This is a genomic window from Micromonospora sp. NPDC126480, from assembly GCF_040302465.1.
GTDB lineage: Bacteria > Actinomycetota > Actinomycetes > Mycobacteriales > Micromonosporaceae > Micromonospora.
The window spans coordinates 182,277-204,384 of sequence record NZ_JBEORU010000009.1; the positions used below are offsets into that span (position 1 = coordinate 182,277).

The following is a 22,108-nucleotide window of genomic DNA, read 5'->3' on the forward strand; positions in this document are numbered from 1 at the left end:
CGTGGGTGGGTGATCGGCGGTCTGCTCCCAGCCGCCGTGGTGCGGCGGTGGGCTCGCCTTTCCCCCGACGAGCCCACCGCCGGCCGTCTCGACCGGGGGTGCTGGCATGACGGTGTATGTCTCGCGCAACGCGATGGCCGACCAGTCCCGGCGGCCCGAGTCGGGGTGCTCGTCTTCGCAGTGGCAGCTGCAGCTTGCTGATCCGCCGTTGCTCACCCATGTGTGGCGTTGGCTGTTCGAACAGCAGGCCAAAGAGGGTGATCGGCGGTGACCGGCCAGCAGCGCCGCCTCTCGGTCCACCGGACCGTGCCGACAGGGGTTGAGCACTTGCCGATGCGTCCGCTGTGGCTGTGCCGCCGGTGCGGGCAGCCGTGGCCCTGCGGCGCGGCGAAGCTCGCGCTCCTGGCCGAGTACCGAGAAGTGCCGGTGAGCCTGTTCCTCTACCTGGCCGGCTGCCTGGACGACGCGATCGACGACCTGCACCGGCTCAACCCGAGCGTGACGGGCAGCGCCGCCGACATGTTCGACCGGTTCCTCGGCTGGCCCGCTCGCCACACCCACGCCTACCGCGTCAGCACCACCACGGCCGCCGGCATCGAGGAGGCCTCCTCGTGAACGGCATCGGCCTCATCAACGCGACCGGCCAGCCGGCGGTCGCCGGCAGCTTCCACACCCTGGTCGTGCAGCCGACGAGCTTCTGCAACCTCGACTGCACCTACTGCTACCTGCCTGACCGGAGAACGCGCCGCCTGATGAGCGGCGCGGTCGCGCAGGCCTGTGCTGAGTCGATCGCTCAGCAGAGCAGCGATCATCCGGTGAGTGTCGTGTGGCACGGGGGCGAACCCACCGCCACACCGATTGGGCTGTTCCGGGAGCTGCTGGCCCCGTTCGAGGAGCTGCGACGCGCGGGAATGGTGCGTCACGAGATCCAGACGAACGCGACGCTGATCAACCGCCAGTGGTGCGAGCTGTTCACCGCTTACGGGTTCGAGGTCGGGGTCAGCATCGACGGACCGGGTGCGTTGAACCGCAACCGCCTCGACCGGGCCGGCAACCCGACCGATGCCCGCACCCTGCGCGGCATGCAGACCCTGGTCGACGCAGGGCTGAGGTACTCGGTGATCTGTGTGGTCACCCCGGAAACCATCGACCACGCGGACGCCCTCGTCGATTTCTTCACCGGCCTGCCCGGCTGTGAGTCGGTGGGCTTCAACATCGAAGAGCAGGAGGGCGCCGACCGGGCACCGGTGTCGGAGGATGCCGCGTACCGGTTCTGGCAGCAGCTCATCGCACGTCGCGTCGACGGCAGCCCGCTGCGGATCCGCGACGTGGATCGGCTGGCCGACTATCTCGCCGCCACCCGCGCTGGCCGCGTCGACCACGCGCCGTACGAGCCGATCCCGACCGTCTCCTGGGATGGGCAGGTGGTGCTGCTGTCACCGGAGCTGCTCGGCATCACCGAGCCGCGATACGGCGACTTCATCGCCGGCAACGTCCTCCAGCAACCCATCACCGCAATGCTCGCCGGCGCCGGCGACCTCGGCTACGTCGCCGAGTTCATTACGGCCCTCAACGACTGCGCCGACCGCTGCGCCTTCTACGACTTCTGCCGTGGCGCCCAGGCCGGCAACCGCTACTTCGAGCACGCGACGTTCACCGCCCGCGAGACCGCCTACTGCCGAACCACCCGACAGGCCCTCGTCCGCGCCGCCGATCACCTCACCCCTCAAGGAGGAGCCCCATGACCAACGCTCTCGCGGTCCTCGTCAACGCCGCACCTGAGCAACTCGCCCGCCTCGGCGTCGACCCGCAGCGGTCGGTAGCGTCGATCGACGCGGCGAAGTTCGACAACCGCCCCACCTGGGACAACAAGGGTAGGTTCGACAGCCGACCCGGCTGGGACAACTGGAACAAGAAGAAGTAGCCCCCGCGACGGGACGCGCGGGGTGGCGTGCCCACCCCGCGCCCACACAGGTTGAGGACACATGCGCACCACCACGATCGGCGACGTGAAGGTCCTGCTGCCGGACCTCGAACCGGACGACCTCGACACCACGACGAACCTGGACGGCGGCCTCACCGAGGCCCTCGTCAACGGCGCGGCGTGGCGCGGCTCGCATCTTGAGGAAGTCAGCATTCGCAGCAGCCTGATCATCGGCGTGGACCTGAGTGAGAGCACCTGGGAAGCGGGCAGCCTCTTCGGCTGCGAGATCACCCGCACCGACTTCTCCGGCGCGACCCTGACCGGCATCACCATCGAACGGTGCGCCATCACCGGCTCCCGGTTCACCGGCACCAGACTCACCGACGTACGCCTCAAGGACGTCCTGTTCGACGGCTGCCGCTTCGACTACGCCACCCTTCAGCGTGTTACCGCCTCCGGCTCGGTCGCGTTCACCGACTGCACTCTCACCAACGGCGCGTGGTCTTCCTGCTGGCTACCTCGCATCGCGCTACGGTCGTGTGACCTTGCCGGCCTGGAACTTGACTCCTGCCACCTGGACGGTGCCGACCTTCGGGGCAGCCGGCTCCAGGGCCTCAAGACGCCCATCGACAACCTGCACGGCGTCACCCTCGGCGAGGACCAGCTTCCTGACCTCACCCAGCTGACCGTCGCCGCCCTCAACCTCACCGTGCGCAACGACTGAAGTCGAGAAGGCATCGTGCTCGCTGAACCCACCGGCAGCCCGGACACGATCCTCATCTGCATCCGGGGCAACTCCGGCTCAGGCAAGAGCAGCGAGGCCGTCGCGGCCATCGCCGCTGCCGCCGGGCTACCCAGACCGGACGCGACGACGACCTGCTACCGAACGTTCCGTCCCCGTAGGGCAGCTCAGCCGGCTACCGGTGTCGCCATTTCGGCGTACCGTTCGCCAACGTCGGTCCCGGGAGCCAGACAGCCCGCCAAGCACGGCTACTGCGACGGTGTGGCGCTCGTCCTACCGCGCCTGCTTGAGCCAGCTCGCGCTCGGTGCGTGCTCCTGGTGTCCGGGGCCGCGGGCCCGGCCAGCGCGAGGCGGGGCCAGCCGGCCAGGTCGGTGAGCATCTTCCGGTCGTGGGTGGCGACCACGACCGCGCAGGCCGTGGTGGTCAGTGCCTGGGTGAGCTCGTCGACCAGGGAGGCGGACAGGTGGTTGGTGGGCTCGTCGAGCATGAACAGGTCGGGCTGCTCGGCCAGGCACATCGCGAGGTGCAGGCGCCGCTGCTGGCCCTGGGACATGCGCCCCACCGGGGTACGTAGCGTGACCGCGTCCAGCAGGCCCAGCCCACTGACCGAGCTGGGGTGCCCTCTTCGGCCGCCGGACTGGAGGCGGTCCACGTGTGCCTGGTATGCCTCGTGGGCGGTGTGCTCCGGGTTCCAGGCAGGCAGTTCCTGGGACAGCATGACCACCCGGGCGTCGTGGTGGACCTGCAGGGTGCCCCCGGTGGGGCGTACGTGCCCGGCCAGCACGCCCAGGAGGGTGGACTTGCCCGCCCCGTTGGGACCGGTCAGCAGCAGCCGGTCACCACCGTTGATCGTCACGTGGACCGGCTGGTGCAGCCGTCCGGAGACCGTGAGGCCCTGCCCGTGCAGGACCGGGCGTCCGGCCCGGGTGCGCAGGTCGGGCCAGGACAGTTTCCGGGGCGGTTCGGGCACCGTGATGCGGTGCCGCTCCAGGTCCTCGACGCGTCGGTTGAAGGCCTGCACGACCCCGGCGGCACGGGTGGCGCGCTGGTGCTTTCCGGTGCCCTTGTCCGGGCGCCAGCCGGTCTGTAGGCGCCCGCGGGCCTCCTCGGCGGCCCGGGCAAGATGGGCGTGCTCGGCCTGTTGGGCGGCGTACTCCTGCTCCCACCGGTCCCGCTCACGGCGACGGCCCTCGACCCAGCCGTCGTAGCCGCCCGCGTAGAGGCGGGGCAGGCCGTCCCGGCTCGGGTCCAGGTCCAGGAAGGTCGTGGCGACCTCGCGCAGCAGAGCCCGGTCGTGGCTGACCACGGCGACGCCCCCGGAGTGCTCCCGCAGCCTTCTCGCCAGGAAATCCAGGGCGGCGGCGTCCAGGTGGTTGGTGGGCTCGTCGAGCAGCAGCAGATCGGTGGTCGAGCCCAGCACGACCGCCAGTCGCACCCGGTAAGGTTGCCCGACCGACAAGGTCGCCAGGCGCCGGGCGCGGTCGGTACAGGCTCCCAGACCTTCCAGAGCGACGTCGACGCGCCGCTCGGCGTCCCAGGCGTTCAGCGCGGTGGCGACCTCCAGGGCTTGTGCGTAGGCGTCTTCCGCGCCGGACTCACCGTGGGCAAGGGCCTCGGTCGCTCTCTCGAGCACCTCCAGGGCGGTGAGGGAGTCCCCGACGGCCTCCTTGACCAGGTCACCGACGGTGCGCTCGTTCTCGACGTGCAGGGTCTGCTCGACCAGCGCCAGGGTCCCGGTACGCGAGACCACGCCCGCGTCGGGCGTCAGAGTGCCGGCCAGCACGTGCAGGAGGGTCGTCTTGCCCCTGCCGTTCTCGCCGACGATGGCCAGGCGGGAACCGGCTGGGACCGTCACGTCGACGCCGGACAGGACCGTGCGCTCTCCCAGACGGACCACGACGCCCTCGGCGCGCACATGCGCAGCAGCGCCCGCGGGAAGATCCCGAGGCAGGGCAGAAACAGCGGATGAAGGGTCAGTACGAAGCATGCGTGTTCTCTCAGCTCGTCATGGAGCCGGGCTGCACGCGAAGGCCGCCCGGCGCAGGGCCAGGACGGCGGACGAGAGATCAGTCGGGTTCGGCCGCCGTCAGCGGCTGAACCAGGGCTTCATACAGAAGTACATGTCCCGCAGTCTACCGACCGGCCCCGAGCAGGGGCGAAGGAATTGACCGGGGCGTGACCGGCCTCATGCGCTCCCACCCAGGTGCGCGCGGTGGTGGATGGTTAACCGACCAGAAGTCAAGCGCCGGTTAGCCGCCGGACCGATCCGGCCAGGGGACGTGCCCGCCTGGATCCGCGTGCCCGCTCAGTGGCGAGCGCCCCCGTGCCAGGAGCGCCACAGGGCGGCGTAGGCGCCGCCGGTCCGGACGAGGTCGTCGTGGCTGCCGAGTTCGGTGATCCGGCCGTCCTCCAGCACCGCCACCCGGTCGGCGTCGTGGGCGGTGTTGAGCCGGTGCGCGATGGCGATGACGGTACGCCCGGTCACCACGGCGGCGAGCGCCCGCTCGGTGCGCCGGGCGGTGGTCGGGTCGAGCGCGGCGGTCGCCTCGTCGAGGACGAGGATGTCCGGGTCGGCGAGCACGAGCCTCGCCAGGGCGAGCTGTTGAGCCTCGGCGGCACCGAGTTCGCGGGCGCCGTCGCCGACCTGCGTGTCGAGGCCGTCGGGCAGGTCGGCGTACCAGTCGGCGCCCACAGTGACCAGCGCGGAGCGCATCTGATCGTCGGACGCGTCCGGCGCGGCGAAGGCGAGGTTGTCGCGCAGCGAACCGATGAAGACGTGGTGTTCCTGGGTGACGAGCGCGATCCGGCGGTGCCGCTCGGCGGGGTCCAGCTCGGTGACCGGGCGGCCGTCGAGGCTCACCACGCCCACCCGCGGCGCGTCGATACCGGCGAGCAGCCGGGCCAGGGTGGACTTGCCGGCGCCGGACGGGCCGACGACGGCGAGACGTTCTCCCGGCCGCACCTCCAGGTCGATCCCGTGCAGTACGTCGTGCCCGCTGGCGTACGCGAACCTGGCGTCGCGGACGACGAGCCGTCGCCGCGACGGGGTCGCCGGGTAGCGGGGTGCCGGGATCCCGGCGGGCCCCGGCGCGCCGGGGCCGACACCGAGCACGCGGGCGAACGACGCGAGGCCGCGTTGCGCCTGTTCCATCCACTGCAGCAGCCGGTCCAGGGGATCGATCGCCTGCTGGAGGTAGAGCGCGGCGGCGACCACCTCGCCGAGCGTCACCAGGTCTCGGCTCAGGAAGAACCCGCCCACCAGCAGCACCACGGCGATCGGGAGCGCGTAGCTCGCCTCCACCACCGGGAAGAAGACCGACCGGAGGGCCAGCGTCGCCCGGCGGGTGGCCCACACGCGGCCGATGCGCCGCGTGCCGTACGCGATGCGGTCGGCGCCGAGCCGGAGCGCCTCGACGGTGCGCGCGCCCTCCGCGGTCGTGGTCAGCGCCTCGGTCAGCTCGGCGGTCGCGGCGCCCTCGGCCAGGTACGCCGGCCGGGCGCGGCGCAGGTACCAGCGGGTGACCGCGAAGATCGACGGCAGCCCGGTCAGGGCAGCCAGGCCGAGCAGCGGGTGCAGCAGGAAGATCGCGCCGAAGAGCAGCACGAGCTGCGTCGAGGAGATGACGACGACGGGCACCACGTCCCGGACGGTGGTCCCGACGGTCGTCACGTCAACGGAGCTGCGGGTGGCGAGCTCGCCGGTGCCGGCCCGCTCGACGACGGAGACCGGCAGGTCCAGCGTCCGCGCGACGAACTCCTCGCGCAGCCGGGCGACGGCACGCTCACCGAACCGGTGGCCGGCGTACTGGGCGTACCGGGAGAGCAGCCCCTGGGCCAGCACGGACCCGGCGATCGCGAGCGCCAGCCGGTCCACGGTGGCGGCGCCGGCGCCGGCGGCGACCGCGTCCACGATCCGGCCCAGCAGCCACGGCGCGGCGAGCCCGGCGACAGCGGCGGCGGCGTGCAGCACCAGCACGACGGCGACCGCCCGGCGGTCCCGCGCGATGAGACCCAGCGCGGCCCGGCGGACGGTGGCCCGGTCCGCGACCCGCAGTCCGCTCACCGCGCCACCCCGTCCACGTCGGCGGGCTCGCTGTCGCGGAACACCAGCGCCCGGTAGCCCGGGTCCCGGTCGAGCAGGTCGGCGTGGGTGCCGACCGCCACGATCCGGCCCTCGCGCAGGTGCGCGACCGTGTCGGCGCAGCCGAGCAGCAGCGGGGAGGTGGCCAGCACGACGGTGGTGCGCCCGGCCCGCGCCGCCCGCAGCCGCTGGGCGATGCGCGCCTCGGTGTGCGCGTCCACGGCGGAGGTCGGGTCGACGAGGATCAGCACGTCCGGTTCGGCGAGCAGGGCCCGGGCGAGGCGGATGCGCTGGCGCTGTCCGCCGGAGAGCGTGCGGGCCCGGGTGCCGACCGGCGCGGCCAGGCCGTCCGGCAGAGCGTCGACGACATCCTCGGCCGACGCCGTACGCAGGGCCGCGGCGACGTCCGCGTCGCCGGTGCCCGCCCGGGTCCGCAGGATCTCCCGCAGCGTCCCGGCGAAGAGGTAGGAGTCGTGGTCGGCGACCAGGATCCGGGCGCGCACCTCGTCGAGGGCGATCCCGGCCAGCGGCGCGCCGCCCCAGGTCACGTCGCTTGTGACGTACCGACCGAGGCGGTCGGCAAGCGCGCGGGCATCCGCCGGGTCGTCGGCGGCGACGGCGAGCAGCTCTCCGGCGGGCACCGTCAGGCCGGTGGCGGGATCGTGCAGGTCGGCGGGGTACGCCGGGGCGGCTCGGACCTCCACCGGCGACCGCGGCGCGACGTCGTCCGGGGCCAGGTTGAGCAGGGCGACGATCCGGCGCGCGGCGACGCGGCCCCGGATCAGCTGGTAGCCGCCCTCGAGCAGGAACCAGACCGGCACGATGAGGATCGCCACGTACCCGTAGACGGCGACCATCTCCCCGATCGTGATGTCGCCGGCCGCGGCCATCCGCGCCGCCAGCCACACCACGGCGGCCAGGAAGAGACCCGGGATGGTGATCGTCAGCGCCTCGATCCAGCTGTTCACGGCCCCGACCCGGTATCCCTCGGCGAGCAGCACCCGGGAGCGTGCCGCGTACCGGCGGGCGAACAGGCCGCGCCCACCGACCCCGGCGAGCACGCGTAGCCCCGCCACGATGTCTCCGGCGCGGGTCGTCAGGAGCCCCTGCTGGTGTCGGTAGGCCGACTCGACCCGCTCGAGGCGGCGCAGCAGCGGCCCGACGACCAGCACCATCGCGGGCACGCCGAGCAGCACGACCAGCGCGAGGAGCGGGGAGACCGACCACAGCACGACGGCGACGAACGCGTACGCGACGACCGCCCCGACGCCCGGCCCGGTCATCGTCAGCACCGCCGACGTGTGCGTGACGTCGGTGCCGCCGACCGTCGCGACGTCGCCGGCGGCGATCCTGCGGGGCAGCACGGCGCCGATGCGGGACAGGTGGCGCAGCAGGACCGCCGCCGACCGGGCCGACGCGTCCTCCCGGACGAACGTCATCGTGCGGTGCCGCAGGATGCCGAGATAGGCCAGGCCCACCCCCGCGACGACGATGGCGGCCACCCACCACGCCAGGGCCCGGTGGTCGTCCGCGCGCAGCCCGTCGTCGATGGCCCGGGCGACGAGGTACGGCCGGGCGGCCAGCCCCAGCATCCAGGCCGTGCCGATCAGGCTGCCGCGCAGCACCCGCCAGGGCTGGCAGCGCACCAGCCACCAGATGTAGCGCATCGGCCCCCGGGTGTCCGGCACGCCCGGCTCGGCATGTGGGAGCTGTAGGGGCACCGGCTCAGGCTACCGATCAAGCCCGTGCCGTACGGCCCCGTCGGCCCGGGCGGGCCCGGCTACGGCCACCAGATGTCCACCGCGATCTCGCGGGTCTCCTCGCTGAACATCCCGCTCGGGCTGGCCGTGTGCAGAAGCTTGCGCAGCTCGGTCTCGAACCGGGCGAGGTCGTCGCCGAACAGGTGGGGAGCCGAGCTGGACAGCGAGAAGACCGCGGCGACGACGTCGTCGGCGGTGCGGCTGACGACCCTGCCGGGTATCTCGAACCGCCGTGGCCCGGTGAACCCCGCGGCCCGGTAGATCTCCTGTTCGCCGCCGGCCGTGCCGTGCGGGAGCGCGCTCTGGCCGGCGCGTCGTACCGGGCCGAGGTGGGCGCGCACCAGCTCACCGATCGACGAGTGCGGGGGACGGGGGTGGGGCAGCGTCCCGGGGCCCGCCACCCCCTGATGCGTCGTGGCGTGCACGTGCACGCAGGCTCCCCCGGCGTCCAGCATGGTGCGCACCGCCCGGGCGACCCGGGGCCGGTCCATCCAGTGGAACGACTGGGCGAAGGTGACCACCCGGAAGCCGCCGAGCCCGGCCGGCAGGTCCTCAGCTCGGATCCGCAGCCAACGGGTGTTGCGGACGCCGGCCCGGGCGGCGAGCCGGCCGGCCTCCGCGATCATGTCGTGGTCGGCGTCGAGCCCGACCGCCTCCTCGAACGCGCCGGCCAGCAGGAGGGTCAGGGAACCGGGACCGCAGCCGACGTCGAGGAGGCGACCCGTACCGTCGAGGTCCAACTCGGCGGCGAGCACATCGGCCAGCGCTTGCGGGTAGGGCATGCGGCCGCGCGGGTAGTACGCGGCGCTTCCGGAGTACAACGACGCATCCCACTCCCAGCTGTCCCCGGTCACGCCGGTCAGCGTAGGAGACGGGCAGCCTCGCGGCACGCGCTTATGGGTCCGACGGCGACGACCAGTTCCGTGAGGAGTAATCGGCAGATGTCGTCGCATACCAGGTGCAGATGGGCTGCGATGGAGAGGTGGCGGGACTACCGAGGCGCTGGAGCCGGGGGCAGGGGGTCAAGCTGCTGCGCAGCCCGGCGAGCGCGCAGCAGGCCACGTACGTGGAACTGTTCTTCGACCTGGTGATGGTGTTCGCCTTCAACCGGCTGGTGGCCACCGCGGTGCTGGGCCTGGAGGGGCCGGGCCTGGACCGGGCCGACGTCGCGCGACGGTGGAGCGTGATCGGTCAAACGGTGCTGCTGTTCGCGCCGCTGCTCTGGTCGTGGACGATGACCGCCTACATGACCGCCCGGTTCGACCCGCGTACCCCCGGGGCCCAGTGGGCGGTTCTGACCACGGCGTTCGCCGTGCTGGTGATGGGCACGAGCGCGCCCCACGTGTTCGGCGGTGGTGCCGCTCTCTCGTTCGCGCTGGCGTACGCGCTCAGCCAGGTCGGCCGGCCGCTGGTCCTCGCGTACTCCCTCGGCCGGCACCCGCTGGCCCGGCTGTACCTCCGGGTCGCGGCCTGGTTCGCCGCGGGAGGCCTGCTCTGGATCGTCGGTGCGCTCACCACCGGCCGCGCGCAGGTGGTGCTGTGGATCCTGGCGCTGGCTGTCACGCTCGGCTCGGCGCGGTTGGGCTGGCCGCTGCCCCGCCTGGGCCACAGGAGGATGACGGCATTCGCGGTCGCGCCCCATCATCTCGCCGACCGGTACACCCAACTGGTCCTGATCGCCCTCGGCGAGACGATCCTCGCCGTCGGCATCGTGTACGCAAGCGGTCGCGACCGCTCCGGCTGGTACGAGGGCATCGGGCTGGTCGTGGCGTTCGTCACCGCCGTCCTGATGTGGCGTATCTACTTCCAGCGCGCCGGTCAGGTGCTCGGTGAGGCCGTGGCGGAGGCCCGGGATCCAGCGGCTCTGGGGCGGGCCGTCTCGTCCGCCCACGCCGTGGTGATCTTCGGGATCATCATGACGGCGATCGGGCACGAACTCATCCAGGTCCATCCCACCGGGCCCACCTATCCGGCGTGGCTGGTGATGATCCTCGGCGGACCGGCCTGCTACCTGCTGGGGAGGGCGGTGCTGGAGTGGGCGGTCTTCTCCCGTGTCTCCGCCCGCCGCTGGGTCGGTGTCGCCGTCCTCCTCGCCGCCGGTGTGCCCCTGCTGGCCGCACCGCCGCTGGCCGCCGGGACCACCGCCATGGTCGTCCTGGCCGGCATCGCGTTCGTCGACACCCGCCGGGCCGCCGGTCGCCCGCTGGAACAGCCACGCCCCGCCGAACTGTCGACCGACCGGCCAGGGTCCCAGCCGTAGCAGCGGACGGACGGTCCCGCACACGGCGACGAGGGTCAGAAGAGAGTCAGGGGTCCGAGCGGGGCCGGCTCCGGCAGGGGCTCCAACTCCGGTACGCGCTCCCGCACCTCGTCGTGGAACCGGCGGGCGAGCGCCGGAGCGTCGGCGTTGTCCGGGGTGTGGATGAACACCGTCGGCGATCGCCCCGAACGCAACCACCCGGCCACGATGCCGACCCACCGTTGCCAGCCCTCGACCGTCCGGGTCGAGTCGTCGCGGCCCAGGTAGCGGACGATCGGCCGGTCGGTCAGGGCGACCCCGCGGAACGGCAGCCGCGGCTTCTTCGTCCAGGCGTCCCGCTCCGCGTCGCTGGTGGGCGGCTTGTCGAAGAACGCGGTGGTGTCGAACGGCACCCATTCGGCGGCGCTGGTGGCGAGCGCCTCCGCCAAAAGCCGGGTCGCGCCGGGGTCGGTGAAGAAGGCGGGGTGGCGGACCTCGACGGCGTACCGGTGGGACGCGGGGAGCCGGCGCAGGAAGCGGGCGAGAGCGGGCACGTCGCCGGGCGCGAATGAGCCCGGCAACTGGATCCAGAGGGCGTGGGCCCGGGGGCCGAGGGGCTCGATCGCGTCGAGGAAGGAGCGCAGCGGCCCGTCGGCGTCGCCGAGCCGGCGTTCGTGCGTGACTACCCTGGGCAGCTTGAGGACGAACCGGAAGCCGGGATCGGTCTGGTCGGCCCACGACGCCACGGTCTCGCGGGAAGGGGTCGCGTAGAACGTGGTGTTCCCCTCGACCGAGTTGCACCAGCCGGCGTAGTGCCGCAGGCGCTCGTGAGCCGGCAGCCGATGCCCCGGCCAGGCCTTGTGCGTCCACATCGCACAGCCAACGTGAAGACGCATGAGACCTCCCGGGCGGGCGGGGAGCCGCCGCTGCCGCATGCTAGTCCCGGGACGCCGTGGGCCGCCGGTCGCCCCGGCGCCCGGCCGTCGCGGGAAGCCGCTCCTCGGCCGGTCCGGAACGGATACAACCCGGTGGACCGCCGGACCCGTCTGAGGGTGGGACGTCCCCGGGCGGAGGAGCGACGAATTGGCAGACGGCGACGAGGAGTACGTCGAGTACGTCACGGCGCGGATACCCGCGTTGCGCCGGCTCGCCTGCCTCCTGACCGGAGACGGGCACCGGGCCGACGACCTGGTTCAGCAGACGATCACCACGTTGTATGTGAAGTGGGGCCGGGTCCGGCGGGCCGACGACATCGACCGGTACGTGCGGACGATGCTCGTGCGGACCTTCATCGACGAGCGGCGGCGGGCGTGGTCACGGGTGCGGCTGTTCGCGGCGCCGCCCGAGCCGGCCCCGGTGCACGACGCGGGCGTCGAGGACCGGGAGGTCCTCCGTGCGGCGCTGGCCCGGGTACCGCGCCGCCAGCAGGCCGTGCTGGTGCTGCGGTTCATCTGTGATCTGCCGGTGGACGAGGTGGCCGCGCTGCTGGGGTGCTCGCCCGGAACTGTCAGGAATCGTTAGAAGCTAGGGTCGATGTTGCCGACACGAACGTCGATCTAAGGGGACGGTCTGATGGTACGGCGGAAGGCCCGGTCGGGGAATCGGGGCCGGTTCGACAGCAAGGACGCGCTGCTTGCGGGTGGCGTAGAGGTGCGGGCGTTGCGGTATCAGCGCGCGAGTCAGGACAAGAAGGAGCAGGGCAAGAGCGTCCACGACCAGGGTGTGTTGAACCTGGCGGAGATCACGAAGCGGTCGTGGACGGACGCGGGGTCGTTCACCGACAACCACCGATCGGCGAGCCGCCGCGCCACAAAGGATCGGGAGCAGTTCGAGTTGTTGATCGAGCAGATCCGCGCCGGTAAGGGTGACGTGCTGGTGGTCTGGGAGATCTCCCGCAAGGAACGTGACCTCGCGGTGTTCGTGAAGATCCGCGACATGTGCCACGAAGTCGGTCTCAACTTCTGGCTCGTCGGCGGCGTGCTGTACGACCTGCGGGACAAGAACGACCGGATGATGCTCGGCTTCCAGGCCGTGCAGGCCGAGTGGATGGCCGACTCGATCCGCGACAACGTGCTGCGCGGCATCGTCGGCGCCGCCGAAGCCGGCCGCCCGCACGGGAAGATCACCTACGGATACCGGCGGATCTACGACCAGCGCACCAAGGCCCTGCTACGCCAGGAGCCGGACACCGAGGTCCGCACAGCGGTGGCCGCCGACGGGACCATCACCGAGTACTCGCACGCTCAGGTGGTGCGGGACAACTTCCGCAAGATCTCCGAAGGCATGCCCCTCACCGTTCGCGAGGCCGAACTCAACCGCCTTGGCATTCCTGCCTCGCAGGGTGGGATCTGGCGGCGCGGGATCCTGCGCAAGCAGTTGATGAACCCGGCGTACATCGGAAAGCGGGTGCTGCGTGGGGAGATCGTCGGCGACGGGATCTGGCCCGCGCTGGTGAGCGAGGAGACGTACTGGTCGGTGGTGCGGATGCTGGGCGACCCGTCTCGCACGACGACCCGGCCTGCGCGGGCGGTGCATCTGCTGTCATACATCGTGCGCTGCGGGGTGTGCGGGGGGCCGTTGTCGTCGCAGCGGCTCAACCGGCACGGCTGGACCGGGCAGGTGTACTCCTGCCTACACAAGCGATGCACGGCGGTGAAGGCGCCGATTCTGGACGAGTACGTGCAGCGCACGGTGGTGGCGTGGCTGTCCCGCCCCGACGTCTACGACATCCTCACCGCCGCCAGCGCCACCGACGAGGAAGTCGCCCACGCCCGCGCCGAAGCACAACGACTGCGCGGTGAGTTGGAGGACTGGCGCAAGCTCGGCGAGGAGGGCGAGGTCACCGCGATCGCCTACGCCCGCGCCGAGCGGGGCCTGCTCGCGCAGATCGCCGAGCACGAGCAACGCGCCGCCGACGCCGGGATCCCGGCCGTGCTCCGCGGACGCATCGGCGACCAGGCCGTGGCGGCGTGGCAGGAACTCGGCGACGACATCCCCGTCAAGCGGGAGATCATCCGCCTGGTTGCCGACATCAAGCTCCTGCGCGCCGGGTTCAAGGGTGAACGGCGCACCTTCGGCCGTCACCGCCTCGACTGGAGGTGGAAGTTCGGCCCGCAAGACAGCCAGGCGGCTTGACGTTGGCGGCAGTTACACCAGAGCCGTACGGCCTGACCTTTGCCTCGATTCGAGATGAGCGCAGGCTATGTCCGCCGTCCGTTCTGTGTTGGGCGGGCGGCGCGGGTCGTCACGGGATGGTCCGTTGTGCCCGGTGGACGCGCTCCTTCTCGCGCCACCCGGGGATGTCGCCGGCAAACGGTTGGGCGGCTAGCCTGCATGTCACTGCCGCCGCGAGCCGGATGAGCATGGCATCTGGCTGACCTGCAGTCAGGGGTAGTGTGGGCGTGATCGATCGAGTAGAGCGGGAATGGGACGCGACTTGAATGGGCATGACCGCCAATAGGCTTCTCATCGAGATCGAACGAGGTGCTCTGGATAGCGGCGTGCCGCTCGCTGACACGCTTCGCAAGTGCGTCGCTCTTGGTGGGCAGGCCAGGTCCGTCGAGCTGCGAGACTGGGCAAGCCGGGAGTTGAACGGGTACAGCGGCGATGACGAACTCCCGGAGTGGCGCAAGGTCCATGCACCCCTTCAGGTAGACCTGATCAGCGGCCATCGTCACATCAGCAACCAGACCATCAGTCGCTGGGACCTGCCGGAGTTCGCCCGGGACGACCTCACGGAGGAGGTAGCCCTCGTCCAGGGCGTCGGCGCGCTGGAAGCGATGATCCGAAATAGTGGCGAGAACGTCGTCAAGTTGGGCCCGTACATGGGCGCTGACCTCGTGGCCCACATGAACCACGCCAACAAGAACCCGTACCAGCACATCGAGCGGCTCTATTGGGCGGTCAGCACGACAAGCGTTCACGGGGTTTTGGATCGCATCCGCACGGCGCTCACGGCGCTTGTCGCAGAGCTGCGAGACGCGATGCCCGATGACGCCGACAATCCCACGGCGGAGGTAGCCAACCAGGCCGTACAGTTCATCGTCACCGGGAAGCGTAACCGAGTGGTCGTCAACAGTGCACAGTCCAGCAGCGCCGCCACAAGCAGCGTTGGCCAGGCGCAGGAGCAAGAGCCGGAGCCGCCGGGGTGGAAGCGTTGGGCAAGGGTGAGCGGGATCCTCGGGTTGATCGTCGCAGTCGTTGGCGGCGTTGCGGGCGTCCTTCAGTACTTGGCCGGATAGCCAACAAAGGTGTCGTCCGCAAAGGCGAGACTGCCGATGCCCTCAGTACACGTCCGTGACAGCTCTTGGACAGGGCTAGGAGAGGGAACAACATGCCGCGGAAGGACATCGACTTTCGTAACCTTCACGCGAGCCTTCGCCCGCCGAGATTAGCTCTCGCCTATCGAGTCCATGACGACTGGTTGTTCCATGCGCGACGAGCGAATGCCGTGTTGGCCAGGGTCTGGGGAGGCGCTGGGGACATTCTCATTCCCCTATCCGGCGATCCCGGCGTGGCGGAGCCTGGACTGCTTCCTTTTTTGAGGCGTTTCGACCCCGACGATGTCGGCGGACACCTGCGCACCGTTGGTGATCTCCAAGGAGACTCCGCCGCAAAGGCAGAGATGATCGCGCGATGCGGACACGACGGCGAGTCGCCAGAGACGACATGGGATCGACTGAGGCTAGAGCGGCTTACTCACGAAGGCGACTGGGAGGCGTTCGCCGGCCAAGTCGACGCTTGGTGCAGCCCATATCGGGGCCTCCGCCAAGAGACGGCCGAGTTCCGGGCGAACAACCTCGACTGGCCGGACCGGCATGGCCAGTCCCGCCGAGGTCTAGTGACTGTACCCGCCACCCCAGACGAAGAGGTGGTGGTGTTCGACCTCGACGCAGTAGATCCGCAAGTTGGACTGATGGTCGAGACGCGGGTCGGCAGCGTTGACGAGCCCTCGCGGAAGGACTGCCGAGTCGTTCGAATCCCAGTGCAGGAACAAGATCTTCCAACCCTCGTCACCTTCGCGATCACGGGCCGGGCCTTCGGCTCGGACCTAGCTGATCGGTACCTCGAGGCGGCCGGACTTCCCCTCAACGTTGACCTCTCGCTCGCGGACCTGCTGGCCAAGAGCCCGTACAGTCACACCAGGCGCTGGACAGTACCGATAGGTGTCGGGTACGAGGAGCTGCCGGTTGTCTGTGTAATCGGCGACACCGCGGAAGATCACGCTCTGGCGATGATCGCGGATCGGCTATTCAAACATGGCGCCTGGGTACCGATGAAGCTCCTCTCGTCGGACCTCGCGCCGACCGTGGAGATCGCCCTTCACACGCTAGGCGACCTCACTGAAGACCATGACCGTCCCGTCCTTGTCACGAGCATCAGCGAAAGCATCGCGACGGTTACGACAATCGTGGACCGGATCAACAACAGGTTCGAGATGCGATCGGCACCGGACGACAGGGTCGTCCGGATCAGGTCGACGCTTCACGCCGTGCAAGCCTCAGAGCTTCTAGATGTGCGCGGTCACGGTGGCCTCGCAGACCCGACAGCCTTCTCGGTGCGACGCACCCTCCCAGTGGCCGTCGCGGATGGTGAGGTTGTCACCTTGACACCGCTCCAGCTGCCACTGCCGGAAGTAGCGCAGGTTCTCGGCGCGGACGTCTACTGGCACATCGACGTGTCCCATCCCGGCTTCGCGGCGCCACCACGAACAGCGATCCCCAGCAAGACGTTCCTGCCGTTCCCACCGTCGCCGCTTCCGGACGCCGTTATACGCGTCAGCCGTGATGGCCTGTCCTACGCATCACCCAACATGGGCTTCACCTTCGGCGGCGACCCGGTTGAATCAAGGCTCGCGCAACCTCAAGTCCGGTTCCCCACCGCAGACGAACTGTTCAGCACCATCGCAGCCCGGTCTGGAGCACGAATCGAGCGATCGGACGCCGGTCGCCGGGCGCAGAACGCGTTGGAGATGTGGGGATCGTTTGATGCGATCGCCAAGGACCTCACCGGAGTGACCCGGAAGATCCTCGACTCGTTCCTGCCGCCAAGCGGTAAGAAGAAGGGCAACTACGGAATCGGTTATGCCATCCGCAACGAAGGCTTCACCTCCCTCGAGGATCTAGTCGCGAACCTCGGCCTCGATTAACACGAGGTTCGAGAACACCTCGACCGGCTACTGCTCATCAACGTCATCCGGCGCGGATTCCTGCTCAACTGCGCGCGCTGCCGATGGCACGCGTTCTACAGGATCGAGCAAGTGGGTCCAACCTTTGCTTGCCACGCCTGCGGCCATGTCAGCACCCTCGCCCACGGCCGCTGGTATCAGAACGACCCCGAACCCCACATCTACTACGCGCTCGACCAGGTCGTGCGGGACCTGCTCAACCAGCACGGATACCTTCCCATCCTTGCGGCAGCCCAACTCGGTAAGGATGCACGATCAGTCCTGTGGTCGTCTGAATTCAGCGTCATTGACAACCAGGAGTCGATAGAACTCGACCTTTGCCTCATCGTCGACGGCAATATCATTGTCGGTGAGGCGAAGACCAACGGAACCCTGAGGGCCGAACACGGCACACAAAAGGCGGCTAAGCGGCTGGTCCGAGCGGCCCAAATCCTTACGGCCGATCAAGTCGTCCTGGCCACCAACAGAGATAGCTGGTCAAGGGACACATACGGCCTGGTGAAGCAGGCCATAGAGACAAACTGGGAACGCGGCCCAAAGCCCCGCTTGGTCGAACTCGTGCGAGTTGGGATTGGCGGATGACGCCATCAGGCCGCCGAAGGTTAGGGCGCACGGGAAGATTCTGCGGCAGGCGAAGCGGGCCATCGGGCAGTTTGACGACTCGCGGGGGTGGCCGAGGCATCCGGTGGGTGAAGCGGCACTTCCGCGAGCTGGCCGCCGTCGTCCGGTCAGCCAGGTGGAGGATCGCGGAGGCGGCTCACAGGTCGTCGTCGGCGAAGGTCAATCCGAGCGCGCGGGCTTTCGCATTCTGCCGCGCGGTTCGCCGGATGATCTCGTCCCACACCGGTTCACCGGCGGCGATCGCCGCAGCGATCCATCCACCCGCTCCCTTGGGATCACCGGTGCAGTGGTAGCAGCCGCAGTCGATCCCAGCTCTGATTCGCCGGTCTCGGTGGATGCGCCCCTTGGCGACGAACCGGTCCATCTCCCACGGGTCGACGCCGGCGTAGGTCAGGTAAGCGCGGGCAGATTCGATCCACGTCCTCGGCCGCAGCATCGCATTGCCGTGTATCTCGACCAGGCCGAGGAACCCGTTGCAGCCGGCACACAACAGTCCCCGTACGCACCGGCCGCACGAATCACGGCCCGAGCAGCACAAGTGATCATGGTCAACTGGAAGGGGCACCAACCCGACCGGGTGGCGCCACGCCGACGTGCCGCAGACTCCGCACCCGCCGCCCTGCGCCCGCAGCAACTCCCGGTACCGAACCGCAGTGATGCGGTGCCGCTGCAGCGCCTTCTTCGGGTTGTCTAGGCAGCACACATCGAAGGTGCGGTGAGGGGCAACCAACCCGAGTAGGCGGGCGTCGACAAGGGCCACACGCCGGATTCTGACAGTGGAGGTGGCCGCTCCGCACGTCGTACGCGTCCCGCGGCCCGTCTCCCGGCCGGTAAGAAGTCGGTGGCGCCCCCGCAGGACGCCCCCAATCAACTCGGCCTGACGCTGCTACGGCGTCCGGCGGCGGAGACGGAACGCCGCAGCGAGGCCGAGCGCCGAGCCCACCAGCAGGCCGGCCAGCCCGCCGATGACCAGCCCGTCGCCTGAGCCGAGCTCGGAGGAGTGGACCACCGGGTCCAGGACGGGGTCGGTGGTCGCCGTGGTGGGATCAGGCGCCGGAGGGCGGGTGGTGGCCGGCGCCGGGGTAGTCGGCACCGGAGCCGGGGTAGTGGGGCGCCGGCGGCGAGGGCGTGCTGGACGGCGTCGCCGTGTTGCAGAGCGGGGGCCCGTTAACCAGCCGGACGTAGCCGTGAACCTCTGAAGCCCCGCGCGACCGCCCACGCTCGCGCGCCGCACACCGGCTACCCGGATTCAGCCACGGCTGCGCCGCCAAGGTCGCTATCGCCTTGCCGGGTGCGCTTCTGCTGTCGTGCTCGCGGTCGGTGATGCCGCTTATGATTTTGTGTTCGCTGTTCGAAGGGTGGAGGCACAGCACGTGGTGTCGGTTCCGTGGGAGAAGCTGTCTGAGCCGCAGTACGCCGACCTCGTGTCGCGACTACTGGTCCGGCTACATCCCCGTGCCGAGGTGATCGACGGTTCGGGCGGAGACGGCGGGCGCGACGTCCAGGTACGGCACGCGGGACGGCTGAGCATCTACGAGTTGAAAAGCTTCACCGGGCGGCTCGGCGGTCGCTCACCGAACCGCCGCAGCCAGGTCGAGAAGTCGTTGGCGCGGGCGGCGACGCTGAACCCGCGTGCCTGGTACCTCGTGGTGCCCATCAACCACAATCCGGCCGAGCTGCAGTGGTTCGCGGAACTCAAGAAGACGTACCGCTTCATCCGCCAGTGGCACGGACGCTCGTGGCTCAACACGCAGCTTGCCGCCCATCCTGACCTCGTCCGTGCAGTGCTCAGGGATGTCGACGGTGAGCTGCTTGAGGCGATTCGAGAGCACAGGGCTGAACGCGACATGCTCGCCGGCGGCGTCCCTGATCTTGTGGCCAGGGTCGAGGCGCTCGGGCGTCGCGCCGAGGAGATCTCTGCCGACTACCAGGTCCAGGCGATTCCCGCCGATGGGTGGACCGAGGTGACGATCTCGGCAAGGCCCGGCGCACAGGCGCCGCCCATCACGGTCAGGGGCGAGTTCAATTTCCCCGCCACACCCGAGGGCGAGCAGACGCGCCAGCAGGTGGACGAGGCGTTGGCATACGGCGGCGATTTGGATCTCTCCGGGCAGTTCGTGGGGCCGCTGACGGTCAACGCGCCGGCTGAGCTAGGAATCTCGGGGACCCGACAGGTCACTCGGCTGTTCATGACGGCCGTGCCTGAACGCCTTACGCCGCCGCTGCTGGCGACGCTGACCGTGCTGAGTCCAGCCGGGATGCCTCAGCAGGGCCTCGAGATCGTCTTCACTCAGCGGCTGCACGGACAGCGTGGGTTCACCTTGCGGGGATCCGACGCCCTGAACGTCCTCACCGTGCAGTTGCGCATCGACGAGCTCCGGCGCACCGGCACCATTACCGTGTCGGTGGCGCAGGCGCCGCTGTCGACACCGTCGGCTGCACTGCCCCTGCTGCGACTGCTGGCCGCCTTCGTCCCACCGAACCTCATCCGACTTCACGTGAACGGTGACAGCACTGCTCTCGCCGAAACCCCCATCGACGAGCCGTTGAGCGACGCCGCGCCGCAGCAGGTGGTGCAACTGGTGGAGCAGCTCGCCACGATCCAGGAACACACCCGCTGCGTCTTCGCGGTGCCGTCGACCGTCACCGCTGAAGACGCCGCCGTGATCCGTCGCGCCGCACGCCTGATCGCCGGGGAGCAGGTGCCGATCGCAGACCGCGAAGCAAGCTTCACCTTCCAGCCCCACGACCCGACCCGCCTCACGCAGCAGTTCCCCGGCGAGTTCCGGCTTATGCACGTCCTGCCCCGCACGACGATCCGCATCGCCGGACGGGAACTCGACCTCGGGCCCAGCATCACCTACATCCCGCGCTGTCACCTCGCGCAGGGCGTCGAGCTAGCTCAGCCCCGTGCCGACGGTGGTGTCACCGTGACGGTGGAGCTCCCGGCCGGTGAGTCCGTCTACCGCTACCTGGGCAGCCACCCAGTACTGGAGACTGAACAGAACGGCTCCGCCAGAGACGCTCGCGGACGGGTACTCGTCGCCTCCATCGACGCCCTCGCCTCCGAACATCCCACGAGCGGCCGGTGAGCAGCAGTAGAGGGCGCAGGCCCCTACCACCGGCCGAGCACCCAGGGCTAGTATCACCGACCGGCAAGGCAGCCGCGACGACGTCCACCGCCGTGCGGCCGAGCAGGACCGAGGCACGGGCGTTGGCGCCGCCGAAGCCGCACGCTACCTCTGGCGAGGCGGTGCTTCCGCACATCCGGGCCAGCGCGGCCGCGTCGGCGTGCAGCGCCTGCACCGCCCACAGCTTAATCCGACTCCAGCATCCGCGACGGTGCCGCTTGCTGTCGTGCGCCGCTTCTTCGCACCTAGCGGCGCAGCGAGGACAAGGGGTCCCTACTGCTGGTTTCGCCCCATCGGCTCAGCTGAGCCCCTCCACGTCGGCGATGATGTCATCGAGCGCAGTCAGCGCTCGTCGTTGCTCTTCGCGGATCTCCGTCAAGAGCCGCCCCAGAAGCCGCTCAAGATCAAGATCCCTCTCCAGCTCGAACCCTAATGGTGCCGGCATGTACTCCTGAAGGATCTCGCCGCCCTGATCCGTGACCGTAATTCCCGGGCGCGAGGCAACCGTGATAGTGGACCGTGGCAGCGATACTTTGAAGACCTCACGGTCCACGAGGGCCCGAACCAGCGCATTGGAATGCGCGCGGTCCTTCCAGTTCAAGCGGCCCGCACGCGTCTGCCGCGCTAGTGCCGCGACTAACGCCTTCAGCCGTTCGATGGCTTCCGCGCTCGGCGCCGGCATCTACTTCACCCTTCCCGTTCGGTAGCTCTCCCTCGACGCGAGGCTTGTCAGCTCATCCGTCACCCGTCCGGCGATGAGCAGTAGATCGCCAACAGCAGTCGGTATCTCGGTGCAATCGGGTCTAATCACCTCACTGCGCGCCTTCACCGCAAGGCTCATGGACTCCTGGATCAGGCTCAGCAGCGCCGGGGTGGAAAGCTCAGCGGCCTCGAGCAGTCCACGGACGTGACTGGCTTTGGTCCGCCAGTCCGCGCAGCCCGCTCGGGCAAGCTCGGCGGAGTTCTGCGCGATGGCGTCGGTCAGAGCAAGCTCCACGTCTTGAAAGCCCGGAATCGCCGCGAGCAAGGCACTGCGACCGATCGCAGTTTCGGTGTGCGAAGCAGCATCTCGAGCGGCCTCGGCGGCGGTGCGGGCGTTCCTGGCCTGCCTACTGGCCTCCCTGGCTTGCCATCACGCCATACCAAGCCCGACCACCGAACAGGAAGCCAGGAACCGCCAGCGCGTCAGCGACATGCCCCGCCTGCTCCCAGGTGATGCCCAACGACCCTCCCTGAACTTCCGGCCCGATGCTATCGGCCTCCAGCTTCCTGGCGGCGCCGCCCCCTTCACGATTGGCCCCGAGCGCCCGGCAGCCCCAGGCCGTACGGGTCTGTCAAACGAACGGTGTAACTCGGGTTGTTGACGGCTACTTGCGGCCTGCGGACAGGCGTCCTTCGAAGGCGATGTCGAAGGCGTTCAGG

21 protein-coding genes and 1 pseudogene are annotated in these 22,108 nt (G+C 69.8%); 13 read left to right on the forward strand and 9 right to left on the reverse strand.

The genetic code is table 11. From position 1 onward, the window contains the following. The first annotated feature begins 106 nt into the window (after positions 1–106). The 6 genes and pseudogenes from amcA (ABTW87_RS11465) to ABTW87_RS11490 form a co-directional block, all read left to right on the forward strand. A complete protein-coding gene (gene amcA / locus ABTW87_RS11465; RefSeq protein ID WP_350650715.1) occupies positions 107–271 on the forward strand; it encodes a multiple cyclophane-containing RiPP AmcA in 165 nt (54 codons plus the stop codon). Beyond that, positions 268–615, forward strand: coding sequence for a hypothetical protein (locus ABTW87_RS11470; RefSeq protein ID WP_350650716.1), 348 nt, complete (start codon positions 268–270; stop codon positions 613–615). The genes amcA (ABTW87_RS11465) and ABTW87_RS11470 overlap by 4 nt, the downstream gene beginning before the upstream one ends. Then, on the forward strand, positions 612–1,745 hold the full coding sequence (amcB, locus tag ABTW87_RS11475; protein WP_350650717.1) for a cyclophane-forming radical SAM peptide maturase AmcB: 1,134 nt from the start codon (positions 612–614) through the stop codon (positions 1,743–1,745). The genes ABTW87_RS11470 and amcB overlap by 4 nt, the downstream gene beginning before the upstream one ends. Continuing rightward, on the forward strand, positions 1,742–1,924 hold the full coding sequence (gene amcA / locus ABTW87_RS11480; RefSeq protein ID WP_018789098.1) for a multiple cyclophane-containing RiPP AmcA: 183 nt from the start codon (positions 1,742–1,744) through the stop codon (positions 1,922–1,924). The genes amcB and amcA (ABTW87_RS11480) overlap by 4 nt, the downstream gene beginning before the upstream one ends. A 61-nt stretch (positions 1,925–1,985) precedes the next feature. Further along, positions 1,986–2,648, forward strand: coding sequence for a pentapeptide repeat-containing protein (locus ABTW87_RS11485; RefSeq protein WP_350650718.1), 663 nt, complete (start codon positions 1,986–1,988; stop codon positions 2,646–2,648). Between the two features lie 15 nt (positions 2,649–2,663). Beyond that, positions 2,664–2,747, forward strand: a pseudogene (locus ABTW87_RS11490) (kinase); the annotation flags it as partial. A 167-nt stretch (positions 2,748–2,914) separates the two neighbouring features. Here the strand turns inward: ABTW87_RS11490 and ABTW87_RS11495 are convergent. From ABTW87_RS11495 to ABTW87_RS11510, 4 genes are all read right to left on the reverse strand, one after another. Further along, complete coding sequence (locus tag ABTW87_RS11495) at positions 2,915–4,564, reverse strand: ABC-F family ATP-binding cassette domain-containing protein (protein WP_350650719.1); 1,650 nt, start codon at positions 4,562–4,564, stop codon at positions 2,915–2,917. Positions 4,565–4,972: 408 nt separating this feature from the next. Then, positions 4,973–6,730, reverse strand: a complete 1,758-nt coding sequence (locus tag ABTW87_RS11500; RefSeq protein ID WP_350650720.1) for an ABC transporter ATP-binding protein — start codon at positions 6,728–6,730, stop codon at positions 4,973–4,975. Further along, the gene (locus ABTW87_RS11505) at positions 6,727–8,373 is read right to left on the reverse strand and encodes an ABC transporter transmembrane domain-containing protein (RefSeq protein ID WP_350650741.1); all 1,647 of its coding nucleotides are present in this window, start codon (positions 8,371–8,373) and stop codon (positions 6,727–6,729) included. The genes ABTW87_RS11500 and ABTW87_RS11505 overlap by 4 nt, the downstream gene beginning before the upstream one ends. A 155-nt stretch (positions 8,374–8,528) precedes the next feature. Continuing rightward, complete coding sequence (locus tag ABTW87_RS11510) at positions 8,529–9,362, reverse strand: class I SAM-dependent methyltransferase (protein WP_350650721.1); 834 nt, start codon at positions 9,360–9,362, stop codon at positions 8,529–8,531. A gap of 128 nt (positions 9,363–9,490) precedes the next feature. On the opposite strand from ABTW87_RS11510, the gene ABTW87_RS11515 reads away from it, so the two are divergent. Continuing rightward, the gene (locus tag ABTW87_RS11515; RefSeq protein ID WP_350650722.1) at positions 9,491–10,768 is read left to right on the forward strand and encodes a low temperature requirement protein A; all 1,278 of its coding nucleotides are present in this window, start codon (positions 9,491–9,493) and stop codon (positions 10,766–10,768) included. Positions 10,769–10,803: 35 nt separating this feature from the next. Here the strand turns inward: ABTW87_RS11515 and ABTW87_RS11520 are convergent, their stop codons facing one another. Beyond that, positions 10,804–11,643 carry a DUF72 domain-containing protein gene (locus ABTW87_RS11520; protein WP_502891568.1) on the reverse strand — a complete coding sequence of 280 codons (840 nt, stop codon included), beginning with the start codon at positions 11,641–11,643 and terminating at the stop codon, positions 10,804–10,806. A 187-nt stretch (positions 11,644–11,830) separates the two neighbouring features. Here ABTW87_RS11520 and ABTW87_RS11525 point away from each other — a divergent pair, with 187 nt between their 5' ends. From ABTW87_RS11525 to ABTW87_RS11545, 5 genes are all read left to right on the forward strand, one after another. After that, the gene (locus tag ABTW87_RS11525) at positions 11,831–12,268 is read left to right on the forward strand and encodes a SigE family RNA polymerase sigma factor (RefSeq protein WP_350650723.1); all 438 of its coding nucleotides are present in this window, start codon (positions 11,831–11,833) and stop codon (positions 12,266–12,268) included. A 51-nt stretch (positions 12,269–12,319) separates the two neighbouring features. Continuing rightward, the gene (locus tag ABTW87_RS11530) at positions 12,320–13,882 is read left to right on the forward strand and encodes a recombinase family protein (protein WP_350650724.1); all 1,563 of its coding nucleotides are present in this window, start codon (positions 12,320–12,322) and stop codon (positions 13,880–13,882) included. A gap of 305 nt (positions 13,883–14,187) precedes the next feature. Next, positions 14,188–14,988 (forward strand): AbiTii domain-containing protein, encoded by an 801-nt coding sequence (locus ABTW87_RS11535; RefSeq protein ID WP_350650725.1) that lies wholly within the window; start codon positions 14,188–14,190, stop codon positions 14,986–14,988. 209 nt (positions 14,989–15,197) lie between these two features. Beyond that, positions 15,198–16,895 carry a hypothetical protein gene (locus ABTW87_RS11540; protein WP_350650726.1) on the forward strand — a complete coding sequence of 566 codons (1,698 nt, stop codon included), beginning with the start codon at positions 15,198–15,200 and terminating at the stop codon, positions 16,893–16,895. Between the two features lie 111 nt (positions 16,896–17,006). Then, positions 17,007–17,516 carry a hypothetical protein gene (locus ABTW87_RS11545; RefSeq protein ID WP_350650727.1) on the forward strand — a complete coding sequence of 170 codons (510 nt, stop codon included), beginning with the start codon at positions 17,007–17,009 and terminating at the stop codon, positions 17,514–17,516. A gap of 175 nt (positions 17,517–17,691) precedes the next feature. Here the strand turns inward: ABTW87_RS11545 and ABTW87_RS11550 are convergent, their stop codons facing one another. Further along, positions 17,692–18,315: an endonuclease domain-containing protein gene (locus tag ABTW87_RS11550; protein ID WP_350650728.1), complete on the reverse strand. Its 624-nt coding sequence runs from the start codon at positions 18,313–18,315 to the stop codon at positions 17,692–17,694. A 126-nt stretch (positions 18,316–18,441) separates the two neighbouring features. Continuing rightward, on the reverse strand, positions 18,442–18,648 hold the full coding sequence (locus ABTW87_RS11555; protein ID WP_350650729.1) for a hypothetical protein: 207 nt from the start codon (positions 18,646–18,648) through the stop codon (positions 18,442–18,444). A 214-nt stretch (positions 18,649–18,862) separates the two neighbouring features. On the opposite strand from ABTW87_RS11555, the gene ABTW87_RS11560 reads away from it, so the two are divergent. Beyond that, positions 18,863–20,647, forward strand: a complete 1,785-nt coding sequence (locus ABTW87_RS11560; protein ID WP_350650730.1) for a hypothetical protein — start codon at positions 18,863–18,865, stop codon at positions 20,645–20,647. Positions 20,648–20,984: 337 nt separating this feature from the next. Here the strand turns inward: ABTW87_RS11560 and ABTW87_RS11565 are convergent, their stop codons facing one another. Both ABTW87_RS11565 and ABTW87_RS11570 read right to left on the reverse strand, forming a co-directional pair. Further along, positions 20,985–21,368 (reverse strand): hypothetical protein, encoded by a 384-nt coding sequence (locus tag ABTW87_RS11565; RefSeq protein ID WP_350650731.1) that lies wholly within the window; start codon positions 21,366–21,368, stop codon positions 20,985–20,987. Beyond that, positions 21,369–21,683 carry a hypothetical protein gene (locus ABTW87_RS11570; RefSeq protein WP_350650732.1) on the reverse strand — a complete coding sequence of 105 codons (315 nt, stop codon included), beginning with the start codon at positions 21,681–21,683 and terminating at the stop codon, positions 21,369–21,371. Positions 21,684–22,108: the final 425 nt, after the last annotated feature.